General features: G+C 36.4%; 20 protein-coding genes. All 20 read right to left on the bottom strand.

Features of this window, described 5'->3' with window-relative positions; translation table 11 throughout:
- Positions 1-35 precede the first annotated feature (35 nt).
- Entirely contained in the window at positions 36-1,121 is a 1,086-nt protein-coding gene (gene flhB / locus FSZ17_RS09965) for a flagellar biosynthesis protein FlhB (RefSeq protein WP_057769874.1), read from the bottom strand.
- 3 nt (positions 1,122-1,124) lie between these two features.
- Entirely contained in the window at positions 1,125-1,901 is a 777-nt protein-coding gene (gene fliR / locus FSZ17_RS09960; RefSeq protein ID WP_057769873.1) for a flagellar biosynthetic protein FliR, read from the bottom strand.
- Positions 1,902-1,905: 4 nt separating this feature from the next.
- A complete protein-coding gene (gene fliQ / locus FSZ17_RS09955; RefSeq protein WP_057769872.1) occupies positions 1,906-2,175 on the bottom strand; it encodes a flagellar biosynthesis protein FliQ in 270 nt (89 codons plus the stop codon).
- 17 nt (positions 2,176-2,192) lie between these two features.
- Complete coding sequence (gene fliP, locus FSZ17_RS09950; protein WP_057769871.1) at positions 2,193-2,858, bottom strand: flagellar type III secretion system pore protein FliP; 666 nt, start codon at positions 2,856-2,858, stop codon at positions 2,193-2,195.
- Positions 2,855-3,523 (bottom strand): flagellar biosynthetic protein FliO, encoded by a 669-nt coding sequence (locus FSZ17_RS09945; protein WP_228460311.1) that lies wholly within the window; start codon positions 3,521-3,523, stop codon positions 2,855-2,857. Before FSZ17_RS09945 ends, fliP begins: the two co-directional genes overlap by 4 nt.
- Before the next feature lie 28 nt (positions 3,524-3,551).
- Positions 3,552-3,914 carry a response regulator gene (locus FSZ17_RS09940; RefSeq protein WP_057769868.1) on the bottom strand — a complete coding sequence of 121 codons (363 nt, stop codon included), beginning with the start codon at positions 3,912-3,914 and terminating at the stop codon, positions 3,552-3,554.
- A 21-nt stretch (positions 3,915-3,935) separates the two neighbouring features.
- Positions 3,936-5,186 (bottom strand): flagellar motor switch phosphatase FliY, encoded by a 1,251-nt coding sequence (fliY, locus tag FSZ17_RS09935; protein ID WP_057769867.1) that lies wholly within the window; start codon positions 5,184-5,186, stop codon positions 3,936-3,938.
- A complete protein-coding gene (gene fliM / locus FSZ17_RS09930; protein ID WP_057769866.1) occupies positions 5,173-6,174 on the bottom strand; it encodes a flagellar motor switch protein FliM in 1,002 nt (333 codons plus the stop codon). Before fliM ends, fliY begins: the two co-directional genes overlap by 14 nt.
- A 46-nt stretch (positions 6,175-6,220) precedes the next feature.
- Entirely contained in the window at positions 6,221-6,646 is a 426-nt protein-coding gene (fliL, locus tag FSZ17_RS09925; RefSeq protein WP_057769864.1) for a flagellar basal body-associated protein FliL, read from the bottom strand.
- Positions 6,636-6,854, bottom strand: a complete 219-nt coding sequence (locus FSZ17_RS09920; protein WP_057770664.1) for a flagellar FlbD family protein — start codon at positions 6,852-6,854, stop codon at positions 6,636-6,638. Before FSZ17_RS09920 ends, fliL begins: the two co-directional genes overlap by 11 nt.
- A 53-nt stretch (positions 6,855-6,907) precedes the next feature.
- The gene (locus tag FSZ17_RS09915) at positions 6,908-8,110 is read right to left on the bottom strand and encodes a flagellar hook protein FlgE (protein WP_057769863.1); all 1,203 of its coding nucleotides are present in this window, start codon (positions 8,108-8,110) and stop codon (positions 6,908-6,910) included.
- Between the two features lie 74 nt (positions 8,111-8,184).
- Positions 8,185-8,574, bottom strand: a complete 390-nt coding sequence (locus tag FSZ17_RS09910; protein ID WP_057769862.1) for a TIGR02530 family flagellar biosynthesis protein — start codon at positions 8,572-8,574, stop codon at positions 8,185-8,187.
- Positions 8,575-8,589: 15 nt separating this feature from the next.
- Positions 8,590-9,225 (bottom strand): flagellar hook assembly protein FlgD, encoded by a 636-nt coding sequence (gene flgD / locus FSZ17_RS09905; protein WP_057769861.1) that lies wholly within the window; start codon positions 9,223-9,225, stop codon positions 8,590-8,592.
- 12 nt (positions 9,226-9,237) lie between these two features.
- Positions 9,238-10,530: a flagellar hook-length control protein FliK gene (locus tag FSZ17_RS09900; RefSeq protein WP_057769859.1), complete on the bottom strand. Its 1,293-nt coding sequence runs from the start codon at positions 10,528-10,530 to the stop codon at positions 9,238-9,240.
- A gap of 28 nt (positions 10,531-10,558) precedes the next feature.
- Positions 10,559-11,170, bottom strand: a complete 612-nt coding sequence (locus FSZ17_RS09895; RefSeq protein WP_057769858.1) for a MotE family protein — start codon at positions 11,168-11,170, stop codon at positions 10,559-10,561.
- 8 nt (positions 11,171-11,178) lie between these two features.
- Entirely contained in the window at positions 11,179-11,622 is a 444-nt protein-coding gene (fliJ, locus tag FSZ17_RS09890; protein ID WP_057769857.1) for a flagellar export protein FliJ, read from the bottom strand.
- A 5-nt stretch (positions 11,623-11,627) separates the two neighbouring features.
- Complete coding sequence (gene fliI / locus FSZ17_RS09885; protein WP_057769856.1) at positions 11,628-12,947, bottom strand: flagellar protein export ATPase FliI; 1,320 nt, start codon at positions 12,945-12,947, stop codon at positions 11,628-11,630.
- 2 nt (positions 12,948-12,949) lie between these two features.
- A complete protein-coding gene (gene fliH / locus FSZ17_RS09880; protein WP_146846434.1) occupies positions 12,950-13,732 on the bottom strand; it encodes a flagellar assembly protein FliH in 783 nt (260 codons plus the stop codon).
- On the bottom strand, positions 13,716-14,732 hold the full coding sequence (gene fliG / locus FSZ17_RS09875; protein ID WP_057769854.1) for a flagellar motor switch protein FliG: 1,017 nt from the start codon (positions 14,730-14,732) through the stop codon (positions 13,716-13,718). The genes fliH and fliG overlap by 17 nt, the downstream gene beginning before the upstream one ends.
- A gap of 12 nt (positions 14,733-14,744) precedes the next feature.
- The gene (gene fliF / locus FSZ17_RS09870) at positions 14,745-16,337 is read right to left on the bottom strand and encodes a flagellar basal-body MS-ring/collar protein FliF (RefSeq protein WP_057769852.1); all 1,593 of its coding nucleotides are present in this window, start codon (positions 16,335-16,337) and stop codon (positions 14,745-14,747) included.
- Positions 16,338-16,375: the final 38 nt, after the last annotated feature.

Genomic DNA, 16,375 nt, shown 5'->3' with positions numbered 1-16,375 from the left:
TCGGAGCTAGACAGTTAACTCACTCGAACAAAAAATCAAATTTTATTTTTTGTTCGGTATACATAGGCAAGAATTTCTGCGACCGCCTTAAAAAACTCTTCTGGGATCGCGTCGCCAATTTCTGACTGACTATATAAAGCTCTCGCAAGAGGCCTATTTTCAACAGTTATTATTTCTTGTTCTTTCGCAATCATTTTTATCTTTTGAGCGACAAAGTCAACACCTTTTGCAACAACATAAGGTGCATCTAATTTCGACTCGTCATATTTCAATGCTACTGCATAATGCGTGGGATTTGTAATGACTACATCTGCATTAGGTACTTCTTGCATCATCCTTCGCATCGCCATTTCCCTTTGTCTCTGTTTAATTTTTGATTTTATTAGGGGGTCCCCTTCAATATTTTTATACTCATCTTTAATATCCTGTTTAGACATTCGGATGTTTTTTTCAAAATCATATTTTTGATAAAAATAATCCAATAATGATAAGAACAGCAGAGCACCAGAAGCAAACAATCCCATTTGCACTGTTAAGCTTCCGATTGTAACCATCGCGGTACCTACTGATTTCTGTGATAGGATAAGGATTTCATCAATTCTGTTCCATAAAACCATAAAAGTAACAAGTCCAACAAAACTGATTTTTAAGATTGATTTTAAAAGCTCGACAATAGCCCGAACAGAAAAAATTCGTTTAAATCCCTTTATAGGGTCAAGTTTTTCTAATTTGGGTTGGATCGCTTCAGTCGAAAATAAAAAGCCGACCTGCATATAATTTGCAATAATTCCCCCGACCATCGCTACAAGCATGATGGGTCCAAGAAGCAAAACGAGCTCTTTTAAGATCGCTAGAAATAACATTTGAATATTTGCTTCAGTCAATTCCATCAGCATATACTCTTGTAAAGTATGACTCATAATATTTATTACAATATCTTTTAAATATGAGCCACCGAATAATAGGAACAAAAAGACTCCTAATAGAACAATAGCTGTGTTCACATCTTGACTTTTCGCTACTTGTCCTTTTTTCCTAGCATCTTGCCTTTTCTTTGGAGTAGCCTTTTCAGTCTTTTCTCCTGCGAAATATTGTAAATCTAAAGTGACTAATCGTTTCATTCTCTATGTTCCCCCAATAATTTCCATAAGGCCACGCATCGTATTTAGCATCGTTTCAAATAACTGAGATACAACAAATAGCATAATACTCATCACAGCTATAAGGACAATGAAACTTACTCCAATTTTCAATGGAAGTCCTACTACAAAAACATTAAGCTGGGGAACGGTCCGTGCAACAATTCCTAATGCAATATCGACTAAAAATAAACTGCCAACCACTGGAATGGACATTTGGAACGCTATCACAAACATTGAATTAAATGCTTTAATAATATATTCGGCCATATCTTCGTTGCCAAATGGAATCCATGGCTGATCTAATGGGATAAACTGATAGCTGTAAAAGATCCCATCTAACATAAGATGATGACCATTAACAGTTAGTAAAAAGAATAGAGCAATTGTATATAAATATTGACCCATAAGTGGGCTTTGCGCACCCGTTTGCGGATCAATTACGTTTGCAATCGCAAATCCCATTTGAAAGTCAATAAAGCCACCTGCTATTTGAATAGCTGACAAAATTAGATAGGCAATAAAGCCAATAAGCAGCCCGATCAGTGCTTCTTTTATAACTAATAACAAATAATGACTATCAATTGAAATCTCTGGAATATCAACTGTAAAAATCATAATCATAGCCATGAAAAAGCCTAAGCCAATTTTTGCAGATGTCGGGATAGACCGATATGAAAAAAGGGGCATCATCAGGAAAAAAGATGTTACCCTCACAAAAATAAGTAAAAAAGCTGGAAACTGGATGCTTAAATCTATCATATAATCATCCTACAAACCTCGTTAAATTTGAAAAAATTTCACCTGCATATGAGAGCATATGACTAAGCATCCAAGGGCCAAAAAATACAATCCCAACTAACACAGCGACGATTTTCGGAATGAATGCTAGAGTCTGTTCTTGAATTTGTGTTGTTGCTTGAAAAATACTTACAATCAAACCTACAACAAGAGCAAGGAGCAATAAAGGCCCACATATCATTAAAACAGTTAAAATGCCTTGTTCAGCGATTGTTATTACTGTTTCGGGAGTCATACTATACATTCACCTGCTTAGAAACTTTGTAAAAGAGATTTAACAACGAGATACCAACCATCAACTAGAACAAATAATAATATTTTAAATGGCAGTGAAATCATAACAGGCGGTAACATCATCATCCCCATTGACATGAGTACACTCGCAACAACCATATCGATGACAAGAAAAGGGATAAAGATCATAAATCCAATTTGGAACGCGGTCTTAATTTCACTAATTGCAAATGCAGGCACAAGTGCAGTTAAAGGTATATCTTCAATTGATTCAGGAGGATCTGCTTTAGAATATTCAAGAAATAGCGCTAAATCCTGCTGCCTTGTTTGGGCACTCATAAACTCTTTAAATGGAATCGATGCCTTTTCATAAGCCTCTTCTAAATTAATTTCTTCATTAAATAACGGTGTTAATGCCTCCTCATTCACTTGTTGAAATGTAGGCGCCATGATAAAAAAAGTTAGAAATAATGCCAAGCCAATAATTACTTGGTTAGGTGGCATTTGCTGCGTAGCAAGCGCAGTTCTGACAAAGGAGAGAACTATTACTATTCTTGTAAAACAAGTCATCAAGATAAGAATACTAGGAGCAAGCGACAAAACTGTCAGCAATAATAATAGTTTGACTGACGTCGAAACATTTTCGGGCGAACTGTTGTTAAAAAACTCCATAAATTCATTCATCGTTCGTCCGACCCTTTCTTCTCCATCTCTTCGTACATTTTTTTTCTGTCTTTTGAAATATTATCTAGCTGTTGTTTAAGTAATGATTGAAAATGGTTCCCTTTTCTATCATCCTGCTGAGTATTTTTTCTTCTTTGAAGTACCTTTGTCACAATATCGCTTGGTTGTATAAGTTGTTCCATTTTTTGATTATACTCTTTGATTAATTGGCCATACTCTTCTTTATCTTCAATTTCTTTCAACAATTGTATATTTTCACCCACACCAACGACCAAGATACGATTTCCGACTTTGATCAATTGGACAGATCTATTAGTACCGAGTGAAGTACCGCCTAAATTTTCAACAAGCTGAGAACTTTTATAAGTTTTGCTTTTTTTATTTATTAATTTAAGCATAAAGTAAAGGAGAGCTACTACAAAGATTGTCGCAAAGATCATTTTTATAAAATCCCATGTATTCAGCCCTACCTTAGAAGGTTCATTCTTTTGTATTTCCTTTTCCTTTTCCTGTTCCTTTGAAGGCTGATCTTGATCACATGTATCAGGATGTTCAATACAATCTTTCACACTATTCATTTGCTCTGCATAGGCTGGTGCATTCAAGCCCAGCAGAGCAATACCTATTAATAGAAGAGAAAGAATTGTTCGTTTTACAAATTGCAATATCCTGCACCCTCTAAATTAAAATTTATTATCCTAAAGTTTTGGAAATCGCTTCAATAACACGGTCAGCTTGGAATGGCTTAACAATAAAATCCTTGGCACCTGCTTGGATAGCATCAATAACCATTGCTTGCTGTCCCATTGCTGAACACATAATCACTTTCGCATTAGGATTGATCTTTTTAATTTCCTTTAAAGCTGTAATCCCATCCATTTCAGGCATTGTAATATCCATTGTTACTAAATCAGGCTGTGATTCTTTATACTTCTCTACTGCCTGCGCTCCATCAGCTGCTTCTCCAACAACTTCATATCCATTTTTTGTAAGGATATCTTTAATCATCATTCTCATAAATGCTGCATCATCTACAATTAAAATTTTTTGTGCCATTATTCTGTTAACCCCCGTGCGTTATTTAAGTTTCTTAATTCGGTCACTCTGACTAATAATATCTGTTACACGTACTCCAAAGTTCTCATCAATTACCACTACCTCTCCTTGGGCAATTAGACGATTATTGACGAGAATATCAACTGGTTCCCCTGCAAGCTTATCAAGTTCTATTATTGACCCCGCGGACAATTCAAGAATTTCTTTAACAGACCGTTTTGTCCTTCCAAGTTCCACCGTTACTTGTAGAGGTATATCCAGTAGCATATTTAAATTTTTTGATTCAGTCTCCTGAAGCGGATATGGTTCAAAATTTGAAAATACTGCAGGCTGAACATTAGGTGCGACTCCTCCAGGAAATGCAGAACCAAAATGCTGAGGCCCATTATGTAAATTTGTTTGCAGTACAGGCTGGTTAAAAGCTTGTTGTGCTTGTGGTGCTTGCTGCCATCCTCCCTGCGGAGCAACCGCTTCTCTTTCTGGAAGTGGCGATTGCGTTTCAATTGTATATTCTGAATGTCCTGAGAATGACGGTACTGAATTTTGATCTTTTTCTATATTACCTGAATTTGATCCAGACATTTCACTCGGATTTAACAATTCCTTGACTAAACTTTTCGCAAACTGCAAAGGTAGGAGCTGCATAATATTTGAATCTATTAAATCTCCTATTTTTAACCGGAAGGATATTTTTGCTAGAATATCATCACTAGGAATTTTGTCAGTACCTTCACCTAGCGAAACATCTAATAAATCTATTGACGGTGGAGAGATATCCACTTTCTTGCTAAATATTGTTGACATGGATGTTGCTGCAGAACCCATCATTTGATTCATCGCTTCTTGAACAGCACTTAACTGAATTTCTCCCATTATGTCAGAAGGATTCCTTCCATCCCCACCGAGCATTAAATCTGCTATAATCGCAGCATCAGATTGTTTAATCACTAATAAATTACTTCCTGAAAATCCTTCTGTGTAACTAACATGAATCGCTACATATGGATGAGGAAATTCCTCAGGTAATTTACTTTTTTGTATGATTAAAACAGTTGGTGTTGTTATTTCTACTTTTTGACTCAGTAATGTGGACAATGCCGTTGCAGAACTTCCAAACGAAATATTTCCAATTTCCCCTAGTGCATCTTGTTCCATTGGAGAAAGATAATCTTCTACGTTTAAGTTTTCTTCCGAAGGTTCAAACTCCTCATCATCCCCTCCACGTAAAAGCGCATCGATTTCATCTTGTGAAAGCATATCATCGCTCATCATCGTCGTCTCCCCCTTTCACATTATCTAATACTTGTATAGCAATTTTTTTGTTCACTTTCCCTGGTTGTCCAATAAATTTAGGGATATCGCCAACTTTTAAAACGAGAGGTTCGTCAATTTGTTTATTTAACTCGATAACATCCCCGATATCTAACATTAGAAAATCTTGAATACTAATTTCCGATGTTCCAAGTTCACCCACTATCGGAACATCAGCTCGCTGAATATGCATTTCTAGTCGGCCGATTTCTTCTGGCTTTCTTTCCTTCTTTTCTGACTGCATCCAATAATGAACTGATAATTTAGGAATAATTGGCTCGAGAACAACATGAGGAATACAAATATTCATCATTCCACTTGTTTCTCCAATGGTTGTATTTAATGAAATAACAACAACAGTCTCATTAGGTGTAACCATTTGTAAGAATTGCGGGTTCACTTCAAAATCCATTAGCTGTGGTTCAATTTCGACAATATTATTCCATGCTTCCATATAATTTTCAAATGCACGCTCAAACGTGTTTGACATTATTTTTGTTTCAATCTCAGTAAGATTATCTATTTTATTAATACTCGATCCTCTGCCGCCCATCATCCTGTCCATCAATGCATAAGCAATATTAGGATTGACCTCTAACAGAATTCTTCCATCCAATGGCGGTACCTCAAACACATTTAGAATCGTCATTTTCGGTATCGACCGAATAAACTCCTCATATGGAATTTGATCCGCTGATGCAACAGTAATTTGTACATATGTTCTTAGTTGGGCTGAGAAAAATGTTGTAAGTAACCGAGCAAAATTTTCATGGATTCGCGTTAAGCTTCTAATTTGATCTTTAGAAAAGCGCAAAGCTCTTTTAAAATCATAGACCTTAACTTTTTTCTCTAATTGTTCTTTCTTTAATTCATCTGCATCCATTTCACCTGTTGACAATGCAGACAATAAAGCATCTATTTCATTCTGTGATAATACTTCTCCCGACATGAAATCTCACCTCCATTTATTTAGCAAATTAATATGTTATGTAATATCATTGGAGGAGATTTTCAGTAATATAAACCTGTTCTATTTTACCTTCTTGCATAATCTCATTTAATTCTTCTTTTAATTCTTCTTTTAGCTTATTTTGCCCCTCTTTACCCTGGATATCTTCAGCTTTCATTTCAGATAATTCTTGAATGATAATATCCTTTACTTGAAAATCTCTTTTCTCTAATTCCTTTTTCGCATTCTTGCTATCTGTTTGAATTTTAAAAGAAATACGAACGAAATCATTGCTAGCTAAGTTTGTTGTTATTTGCGGAATATCAACGGATGATTCTAGTACTTCATCGATCGTTGGCTCTTGTGTTCCAGAGCTATTTAGCTCTTTTACAACTATTACCGCAACTGCTCCTACTAGGGTTATGGCAACAAGCATTATTATCATTATCATTAGCAGCTTATTATTCTTCACTTTCATTTTCCCCCAATTGTTGCCCTAGAAGGCTGACAGATTGATAGAATTCTCTTACAAGCATATAAACAGTATCTTCCGACTCCCTTACAACATATTTACGTCCATTCGTTAACGTAATTGTAGTATCAGGAAAAGATTCAATTGTTTCGATATACACAGCATTTATCATAAATGCTTTCCCATTAAGTCTCGTAACCTTAATCAATGTTATTTTCAGGGTTAAAAGCATTAAGCTTTCAACCCTGTCCCTCCCTTAACTTATCGTTTTAAGTTAACTAATTCTTGTAAAATTTCATCTGATGTAGTGATAATCCGAGTGTTAGCTTGGAAACCACGCTGGGCTGTGATCATTTCCGTGAATTCCTCAGAAAGGTCAACGTTAGACATTTCAAGAGCACCTGCTGCAATTCCTCCGCGTCCACTACCAGGAACATTAATATTTGCAGTACCTGAATTGATTGTTTCTTGGAATAAGTTGCCCCCAGCCTTCAGAAGTCCAGAGGTATTACTGAATTTTGCTAATGCAATCGTTCCAAGACCTCTAATTTGACCATTTGAATATACTCCATTTACTTCACCAGTTGGACCGATATTAAAGCTTTCTAGCTTCCCCGATAAATTCCCATTTGGATTTGCTTGTGCAGTAATGGAATCTCCTTCTTGTTTTAGTTTGTCTACATTAAATTTAACAGTTCCTCCATCTGTTAACTCAAGAGTTGTTAAATCTAAGTCAGCAGGTGCAGTATATTTTTTAGTTGTTGAATCATAGGCTAACGGTAATGTAGTACTTGGTTTTGGATCAGTTGTAGAATTTTGGTTTGTAAACTTAATTTCCCATCCAGTTCCAGCAGCATCTACTACGTATTGATAGTCTAAAGTATGTTCAACACCTTTTGAATCAACAATTTTCATCTGTTGAACTTCACTGCCTGCTCCAGGTGATAATGTAGCTGGATCAGGCAAACTACCTTCTAATTTCATTTCATCAGTTGCCAGTGCAGGTAATGTTGCATTCACATTCACTGTAATATCTTCAAGGACTCCATTTTTATATGCCTGTACTTTAAGTCCATCTGCCGTTACAAGAGTACCGTTATCATCAACATAAAAATTACCTGCTCTAGTATAAAAAGTTTGATTACCATCTTTAACTACGAAGTATCCATCTCCATCAATTCCTAAATCAAGAGCTCGACCTGTTGTTTGTAAACTAGAGCCAGTATGAATCGTATCGATTGATGCTAATGAAGAACCAAGACCGACTTGCATAGGGTTTGTTCCTCCACGAGTTTCGGTTGCCGCACTTGCACCGGAAACCATTTGGTTCATTGTATCTTTAAAAGTAACACGACCTTTTTTAAAGCCAAAAGTGTTGACGTTAGCGATGTTGTTACCAATTACATCTAATTTTGTTTGGAAGTTTTTCATTCCGCTAATTCCAGAGTACATTGAACGTAGCATTAATATTTGCTCCTTTCTTTATGGCTGCTTCAATCAATCCGCAAGCCTCGGCTTCCTTTTCAGGTCCAGCCTTATTATTGGTCCAAAATGATGGTGCCATTGATATTTGTAAATATTTGTGTACGGGCTTCTTCCCGATCCATTGCCGTTATTACTGTATTGTTCTTTGCACTGACAATTAATGCTGCATCTTTAAGTAATACGAGCGATTCCTTTACACCCTTGTTTTTTGCTTCTTGAACTTTTTCCTCAATCTGATTCCATTGCGCATCATTGATATGTATTCCTCTTTGTAGTAGGCGCTCTTTGGCATGCTTACTGACCGTTAATTTACTGTCAGACTGTAGTGCATTCTGGAAATGTACAGAGAAGCTATTGTTGGGTTGAAGTTCTCGATTGGCCGATTTTGTTTTTGTGCTGATGACGGCCTTTGAATGAATCGGATGAAACATCATTTTATCCATCCAATCACCTTCTATTTATTCAATTTTTATAATTTGTGATGAAGTGATTGATGTCTTATCATCATCTAGCTGAAAATAAATTTTCCCGTCTTTAAATGAAACTGATTTTATTTTTGCTACCTTCTCAGCCTTGTCTTCTAAATAGGTAATTGTCTTTCCAATCATCATGCTAGCTTGAACCATCGCATTATCTTTCGAAGTTTCATTGACTTGCGAGATATTCCCTGGTTCTAATTTCGTACCATCTTCCAAAATAAACAAAACTGAATTATCCTTAAATTGAATAGACGCTACTTTCCCTGTTCCTTCTTCTATTACAGGCTCTCCTCCAGGCTTTGTAGCCGCAGATACTTTATGCCAAGTTATATCCTTACCAACAAACTGATTGTAGGCAATTAATTGACTTTGCTCCTGTACCTTAACAAATTTCTCCATTGTATTACTCATATTGGTTATTTGCTCTAGAGTAGAAAACGTCGCCATTTGAGCAATAAAGTCTTTATCCTCCAAGGGATTCATAGGATCCTGGTTTTGCAGCTGAACCATTAATATTTTTAGAAAATCATCTTTACCTAATATATCTGATCCAGTTTTCCGCTGATCTTTTTGATATTTTGATAGCATTAATGATGAATCAATTGTATTTGTCATTCATTTTCACACCTATGCTTCAGTATTAAGGAGTGCCTCTTCAAATGAGCTAGTAAAATCTCCGTTTGTTTGCTGTTCATGCTGATCTTCCCTATGCTGCTCTTGTCTTTCTTGTCCATTCTGTTGCTCTCGATTAAAGCTCCGATCTTGCTGTGTAAACTGCTGAGAGATTTCAACTCTTTCCACCTGAATATTTTGAGAATGAAATGCTTGCTTTAATCCGTTTAATTGGGATTCCATCATTTCCTTCGCTGTTGAAGTAGACGTAAGAATACGAGCAATGATCGCTGAATCCTTTTGAATCAGTTCAACTCTAAGTGCTCCCAAATGTTCAGGGTTTAACTTAATGAAAAGTTTTTGCGTTCCGCCATTTTTCAGGAATTGACTTCTTGAAAGTATTGATTGAAATTGTTCCATCAATTGTTCAGCAGATACAGGTCTATTCGCTGGTTGAGAGAATAAAGTCAGCTGCTCGGGTTTAGATAATTGTTGAAAATGGATAAACCCATGCTGATGAACCTGTTCTGTTTTAGCTAGAACTTTCGCCACATTGTCGCCAACAGTTTCACTTTTTACACTGCTTTTACCATTTAATTCATTTACTAGATTTGTAAAGGTTTTCTGTAAAAGCTCATCTCTATTTGAACGAACGGAGTCATTTAATAGAACTTCTAACTTTTCGTTCATGCTTTTCATAAATTCTCGCATTTTTATTTGGTTACTGTGAGAATCCTGATGTGCAGATAAAAGTTCAAATAGTTTTAAAACCTTCATTGTTTGTCCAAACTCTTTGTCAGGTGTCAATTGCTTATCTTGCATTTGAATAGATGCAATTGACTGAATAAGGGACAAAATGGTATCTATTTGGTTTTCGTCCGTTTTATCCTGTTGAGTATCATTTGGCTCAATAGGGCTTAACCCCTTCTCTCCATTATTGTTAGTAAGTAATTTATTATAGAAACTACTTAATAACTGCACAAGCTCTTCAGAAGACAAATTCAACTCTTCTTCAATTATATTAATGATGTCTGAATTACTTTGAAATGCGACCTTTCCAAGAAGCTCCATCCCATTTTCAAGCTCGAGAATATCATTTGTTTGTAATAATTGAAGCAGCCCTGACAGTTCCTCATTTGAAAAATCACCAGTATTCTCATCTGTAGCTTTCAAGTTTAGTGTATTAGCTGGTTTCGGTAACATATTTGCAAAAAGAGAAGAAAATCCGGATTCACCTTTTCCTGAAGATCCCGTTTTTATATCCTGAGAGATTAATGTATTGATTGCTCCTAAAATACCGATTTCCACTTTTTCACCTCCTTTCGTTGCTTCAAAATTATTGGATTTCTGAATGGCTATCTCCTTCAGCAGTTAATAACTCTGTATACTTTGCTGCTAATTCAGGTTCCATTTTTTCCATAATGCCGGCAAGTGTATCGGCTTTAACATTAGAAAGGATTTTTAATGCTTCTTCCTCACTCATATTAGAAATGATTGGAGCTGCTTTTTTTGGAGATATCGTTTCATATGTTTTGACGATATCCTTAAACGCACGTTTATTTTCTTCCTTCATGGCTGTCAATTCTGCAATCTCATCTTCAAGACGTTCTTTTTCCATTTGTACTTTAGAAATCTCTTCATCTTTACTTTCTAATTGTGTCTCCAGCTGTGAAATCTTTGCTTCACGATCTTTGATTTCAGCTTCAAGCTCAATACCCTTTGTTTCAAGATTTTCAAGTGACTTTGAATTTTCCTCTTCGAATACAGAAGAAACAAAAGGAATTTTCTGTCCATATTCCTTTGCTAGTTCAAAGACGTTATGTCCAAGAATTGTCATAACAATTAGGGCAATTGTTATAGCAAATAACAGCGGAATTAAGACTAAATAAATAAAGCCTTGGAATCTTGAGGATTTCTTCGATTCTTTTTCTTCTAATAACTTGTCCACTTTACCACCTAATTTCCCCGATTCATAAAATGCTGGATCGAGATATCATCCATTTGCTTGCCCTCAAGCTGCTTTACACTTTCAGCATAATTAGTTAAGCCTTTTTCTTTCATTATTTCAAATTTCTTCACTTCAATATTTTTCTCTTTAAGCTTTTCTTGCTGGAAGTTCATATGGTTTCTTGCATTCATCACAATTTGCTGATAATGTTCAATCGTTTTCTCTAAATTATGTATAAAATGCTGATGATGTCTAATTTCCTGTACTGGTATACCATTTACAAGCCTTGAGGATTGATAAACTTCTAAATCCTCTTTTTTCTTAAGTAGTTCATATAATTTTTCAGCAGCTTTCTCAAATCTTTTCACTGCCTGATTATAAACATTTAGTGCTTCATCCTTTTCTATCTCTTTTATCGTAAGGATTTTTTCGAACCTAAATTGGTATTGCATGGAAACTATTCTCCCTTCCCTACGAGGTCAAATAATTGCTGAACTGCTTCATCAAATGTTACTTTTTCATGTGTTCCTTGCTTTAAGAAAGATATGATATTAGGATATAGCCTGATTGCTTCATCGATATCAATTGAAGAGCCTCTTTTATAGGCACCAATGTTTATTAAATCTTCAGAATTTATATATGTACTTAATGTTTCTCTTAATTTCTCTGAAGCATTAACATGATCAGGTTGAACAATATTATTCATCACCCGGCTAATGCTTTTTAAAACATTAACAGCTGGGTATTGGCCCTTATTAGCTAAAGCACGATCGAGAACAAAGTGTCCGTCCAAAATTCCTCTGACGGTATCAGCAATTGGTTCGTTCATATCATCGCCATCAACTAACACTGTATAAAATGCAGTAATTGATCCTTGTTCATTTGTACCCGTTCGTTCAAGGAGCTTAGGTAGGAGCGCAAATACCGAAGGGGTATATCCTTTGGTTGTTGGCGGTTCTCCAATTGCCAAACCAACCTCCCTTTGAGCCATCGCTACCCTTGTAACCGAGTCCATCATCATCATGACATTTAAACCTTTATCACGAAAATATTCAGCTATTGCTGTTGCGGTAAAAGCACCTTTTATTCTCATCAGGGCAGGCTGGTCAGATGTTGCTACAATGACGATGGATCGACTTAAGCCCTCAGGCCCTAAGTCCCTCTCGATAAATTCCCGAACCTCTCTACCACGCTCACCAATAAGTGCAATTACATTCAAATCTGCTGTTGTATTTCTCGCAATCATTCCTAGTAAAGTACTTTTCCCGACCCCACTACCTGCAAAAATCCCGACCCGCTGGCCATTTCCTACTGTTAATAAGCTATCAATCATGCGAACACCAACTTCAATTGCTGAAGAAATTGGGGGTCTTTTCAAGGGATTAGGCGGTTCTTGATCTGTCGGAACAGATGTCAATCCTTTTGGCAAAGGAGTCCCATCAAGCGGCTGACCAAGAGAGTCGATAACCGAGCCAACTAACTGAGAACCGACTCTAATCTCTAGAGGCTTCGAGGTTGCCTCAACTAAACTGCCAGGTGAAATATCATTGGTAGATGTATAAGGCATTAATATGACTTCTTCATTTTTGAACCCAACAACCTCGGCCTGTATCGTTCTTTTTCGCTTAGTTCCTACATGTATATAACAAACGTCTCCAATTGAGCTTTCTGGAGGGCCTTGCGATTCTATCATTAGTCCTACTACTCTTTTAACTCGACCATATCGTTTAAAAGAATCTAATTGATCAATCTGATCAATTAATTCGGAAAGGTTCATTCCTATTCACCTTCTAGCATTTCAATAAGCTTACGTTTTACCTCTTCAAGCTGACTATCAATACTGGCGTCTATCCTTCCATTAACAGATTCGATAATACAGCTTGATTCTGCCAAATCATCGTCTGGATAAATGAACAAATCGACTTCCCTAGGGAAAAGCATTTTTAATTCCTCTTTATTCAAGAGTAGGAATTCATAATGGATAGGATGGACATGAAGCTGAATTTCTTGGTTTTCTCTTGCTTCTCTTAATGCGCGTTTCACAAAAGATAAAAATTCTTCTTCATTATCATCAATAGTTTTCCCTAAGATTTTCTGTGCGACCTTTAACCCGATTTCTAGAATTGCTTTTTCAGATGATTCTACATGCGTAAGATAATCCTTTTTTGCTGAATCAATAACCGATTTTGCCGTCTGAATTAGTTGACTGTATTCGAAATATCCTTCTTTACGTCCTTCTTCTAGTCCTGAAGCAAATCCAGATGCCTTAGCTTGTTCTGTTAATGAAACCATTTCTAATTCAAACGACTGCCGTTTCTCATCTAGTTGTTGTCGAAGCTCATCAGCCTCAAGCCTAGCTTTATTTAAAATGGCCTCAGCGTCATGTTGAGCTTGTTCTAAAATATTTTTTGTGTGCTCTTCTAGAATGAATGGAACAGTAGTTTCTTCATCAGTTTCTTGCTTAAATTGCTCTAATATTTTTATCGAGATTACTCTTTTTTCGACTTGAACTTGTTGGGATGTATTAGGTGTCCATTTAATTAACCTAGACAATAATATCATCTCCCCCGCCACGGGCAACGACGATTTCTCCTGCTTCCTCTAAACGACGAATAATTGCAACAATTCTTGATTGAGCCTCTTCTACATCACGAAGTCTGACTGGACCCATGTATTCCATTTCGTCTCTAAAGGTTTCAACCATACGTTTTGACATATTTTTGAATATAATTTCTTTTACTTCTTCACTTGAAACTTTTAGTGAGAGCATTAAATCCTGACTCTCACAATCACGAATAACACGTTGTATTGCACGGCTATCAAGTGTAACAATATCTTCGAATACGAACATTCTTTTCTTGATTTCTTCAGCAAGCTCAGGGTCTTGAATTTCTAATGCATCCAAAATAGTACGCTCAGTAGATCGATCAACCCCATTTAATACATCAACAACCGCTTCAATTCCACCTGTTTGTGTATAATCCTGAGTAACAGTTGCTGAAAGCTTTCTTTCAAGAATTTGTTCCACTTCATTAATGATTTCAGGAGCAGTGCTATCCATTACAGCAATTCTCCTTGCAATATCTGCTTGCATTTCTTGAGGAAGCTCTGAAAGAATTTGTCCCGCTTGCGCTGCATCAAGATAAGATAATATTAATGAAATGGTTTGTGGATGCTCATTTTGAATAAAGTTTAATATTTGAGCCGGGTCAGCTTTTCTTGCGAAATCAAATGGTCTAACTTGTAAGGAAGAAGTAAGCCTGTTAATGATAACGGCAGCTTGTTCATTTCCAAGAGCCTTTTCCAGGACTGTTTTCGCATAGCCAATTCCACCTTGTGAAATATAATCCTGTGCTAAGGCAATATTGTGAAATTCTTCAAGGATTTCTTCTTTTGCATGTGAGTCTACTTTCTTCACACCTGAAATTTCTAATGTTAATTTCTCAATTTCTTCCTCACTTAAATGTTTATATACAGAAGATGCCACATCTGGACCAAGAGATATAAGAAGTATGGCTGCCTTTTGTTTACCTGATAATCCCTTTTGTTCTTTTTTCGACATAATCCATACCCCCTAATCTTCAGCTATCCAAGTGCGTAATAATTTTGCGAAGTCTTCTGGTTTTTCTTTTGCCATTTTCTCAAGCTGTTTCTTACGCATTGAACTCTCTGTTTCTTGTGTCTCATTAACGTCAGGGACATAAATTGGCTCTTGGAATTCCTCGAATTCTCCTTCTTCCATATGTTTTCTTTTTGCTCTTATAAATAGGAAAATTAAGACTGCGATAATCGCAAGAAGGATTCCACCTACAATATAAACCCAAAGAGGTATGTCTGATTTTACATCATCAGGGAACTCAACCTTTCCATTAAATGGTTGAACTGAAACGACGATTTTATCATTGATAGCCTCATCAGTTAATTCCTCTCCACCAGCATTCTTATCAATGGTTGTACGGACAATCGTTGATAGAATTTTCGTAATGTCATCGACTCTTTCTTGCGGGAGAGAGCTTGGATCATCTGGTTCAGGCGGCTCAACCATTACTTGAATTCCTAGATCCCTAACCTTGTAAGGACTTTCCACGATTTCTTTACGAATTTTATTTACTTCATTATTAATTGTTTCTTCAATTTTCTCGTAATCTCCATTTGACCCATTTCCTTCTAAGTATGATGAACCGGGTACATCCGCAGGGTCACCAGGAGCAGTTAAACCACCTGCTTGATCCCCATTACCCGAGAAGGTTTCAGTGATTTTTTGGGCGCTAATAGCGATTCCTTCCATATTTTCCTCATCAACAGGGGTTACAAGGTTTTCTTCCCGATTTTCTTGGGTGAAATCAACATCTGCCGTTACAGATACAACAACCTTATCCTGACCCATCAAAGTACCAAGCATGCCTTGCACTTGACGCTGTACATCTCTTTCAATTTGCTTTTTGATTTCATGCTGTTCAGCAAAAGACGATCCCGGTGAGGAATTTTGATTTTTCTTCAAATCAAAGTACTCAAAATTTTGGTTCATAATGACGATATTATCAGTAGGTAAGTTTGGAACACTTTTAGATACTAAATGATATAATGCTTGAATTTGAGATTCCTCAAACTGGTAGCCCGGCTTTGTATTTAGAACGATGGATGCAGATGCTTCTTCCGATGAATCACTAACAAAAATCCCTTTTTCCGGAAGATTTATCATTACCTTTGCATCATTTACGCCCTCAATACCTTTCATTAAATCGGCTATTTCCGTTTGCATAGCATCAAGTTTTATCATATTGAATTCATTCTCTGTTGTACCTATTCCGGCATTTTGGCTAAAAAATGAATAGTCGATATTTCCGGATTTAGGAATGCCTTCAGCAGCAAGCTCCACCTTAAGTGTGTCTACTACTTCTTCCGGCACTTTTATCGTTGTTCCACCATCTGCTATCTCAGATTGAATTCCTCTTCCATCTAAGCTTTCTTTTATCGTTCCAGTTTCTGATGGAGATAAATTGCTATATAAAGGTACTAGGGTTGTTCTAGTAGTTAATAAAGATACAGCAGTTATTACAATAATGAATAAAAGCGCGGAACCAAATAGCAAAACCTTTTGTTTTTTGGTTCGGCTTTTCCAAAATTCTTGAATTTTATCGATATATTTTTGAAACGATTCCTTCATTTTTTATCCCCCGGTTATTCTGTCTCATTCTTTGGCAG

The sequence above is a fragment of the Cytobacillus dafuensis genome, assembly GCF_007995155.1.
GTDB classification, from domain to species: Bacteria; Bacillota; Bacilli; order Bacillales; family Cytobacillaceae; genus Cytobacillus; species Cytobacillus dafuensis.
The sequence above is the reverse complement of the archived record's forward strand: the minus strand, read 5'-3'. Positions and strand labels throughout refer to the sequence as shown.

Coding starts and splice junctions, on each gene's coding strand:
- fliJ (WP_057769857.1), bottom strand. CDS start 11,622: ATGCAATACCAATTTAGGTTCGAAAAAATCCTTACGATAAAAGAGATA.
- fliI (WP_057769856.1), bottom strand. CDS start 12,947: ATGAACCTTTCCGAATTAATTGATCAGATTGATCAATTAGATTCTTTT.
- fliP (WP_057769871.1), bottom strand. CDS start 2,858: ATGAATGAATTTATGGAGTTTTTTAACAACAGTTCGCCCGAAAATGTT.
- FSZ17_RS09940 (WP_057769868.1), bottom strand. CDS start 3,914: ATGGCACAAAAAATTTTAATTGTAGATGATGCAGCATTTATGAGAATG.
- flgD (WP_057769861.1), bottom strand. CDS start 9,225: ATGACAAATACAATTGATTCATCATTAATGCTATCAAAATATCAAAAA.
- flhB (WP_057769874.1), bottom strand. CDS start 1,121: ATGAAACGATTAGTCACTTTAGATTTACAATATTTCGCAGGAGAAAAG.
- FSZ17_RS09910 (WP_057769862.1), bottom strand. CDS start 8,574: ATGGATAAAATGATGTTTCATCCGATTCATTCAAAGGCCGTCATCAGC.
- FSZ17_RS09915 (WP_057769863.1), bottom strand. CDS start 8,110: ATGCTACGTTCAATGTACTCTGGAATTAGCGGAATGAAAAACTTCCAA.
- fliF (WP_057769852.1), bottom strand. CDS start 16,337: ATGAAGGAATCGTTTCAAAAATATATCGATAAAATTCAAGAATTTTGG.
- fliQ (WP_057769872.1), bottom strand. CDS start 2,175: ATGACTCCCGAAACAGTAATAACAATCGCTGAACAAGGCATTTTAACT.
- fliR (WP_057769873.1), bottom strand. CDS start 1,901: ATGATAGATTTAAGCATCCAGTTTCCAGCTTTTTTACTTATTTTTGTG.
- fliY (WP_057769867.1), bottom strand. CDS start 5,186: ATGATGAGCGATGATATGCTTTCACAAGATGAAATCGATGCGCTTTTA.
- fliH (WP_146846434.1), bottom strand. CDS start 13,732: ATGATATTATTGTCTAGGTTAATTAAATGGACACCTAATACATCCCAA.
- fliM (WP_057769866.1), bottom strand. CDS start 6,174: ATGTCGGGAGAAGTATTATCACAGAATGAAATAGATGCTTTATTGTCT.
- fliG (WP_057769854.1), bottom strand. CDS start 14,732: ATGTCGAAAAAAGAACAAAAGGGATTATCAGGTAAACAAAAGGCAGCC.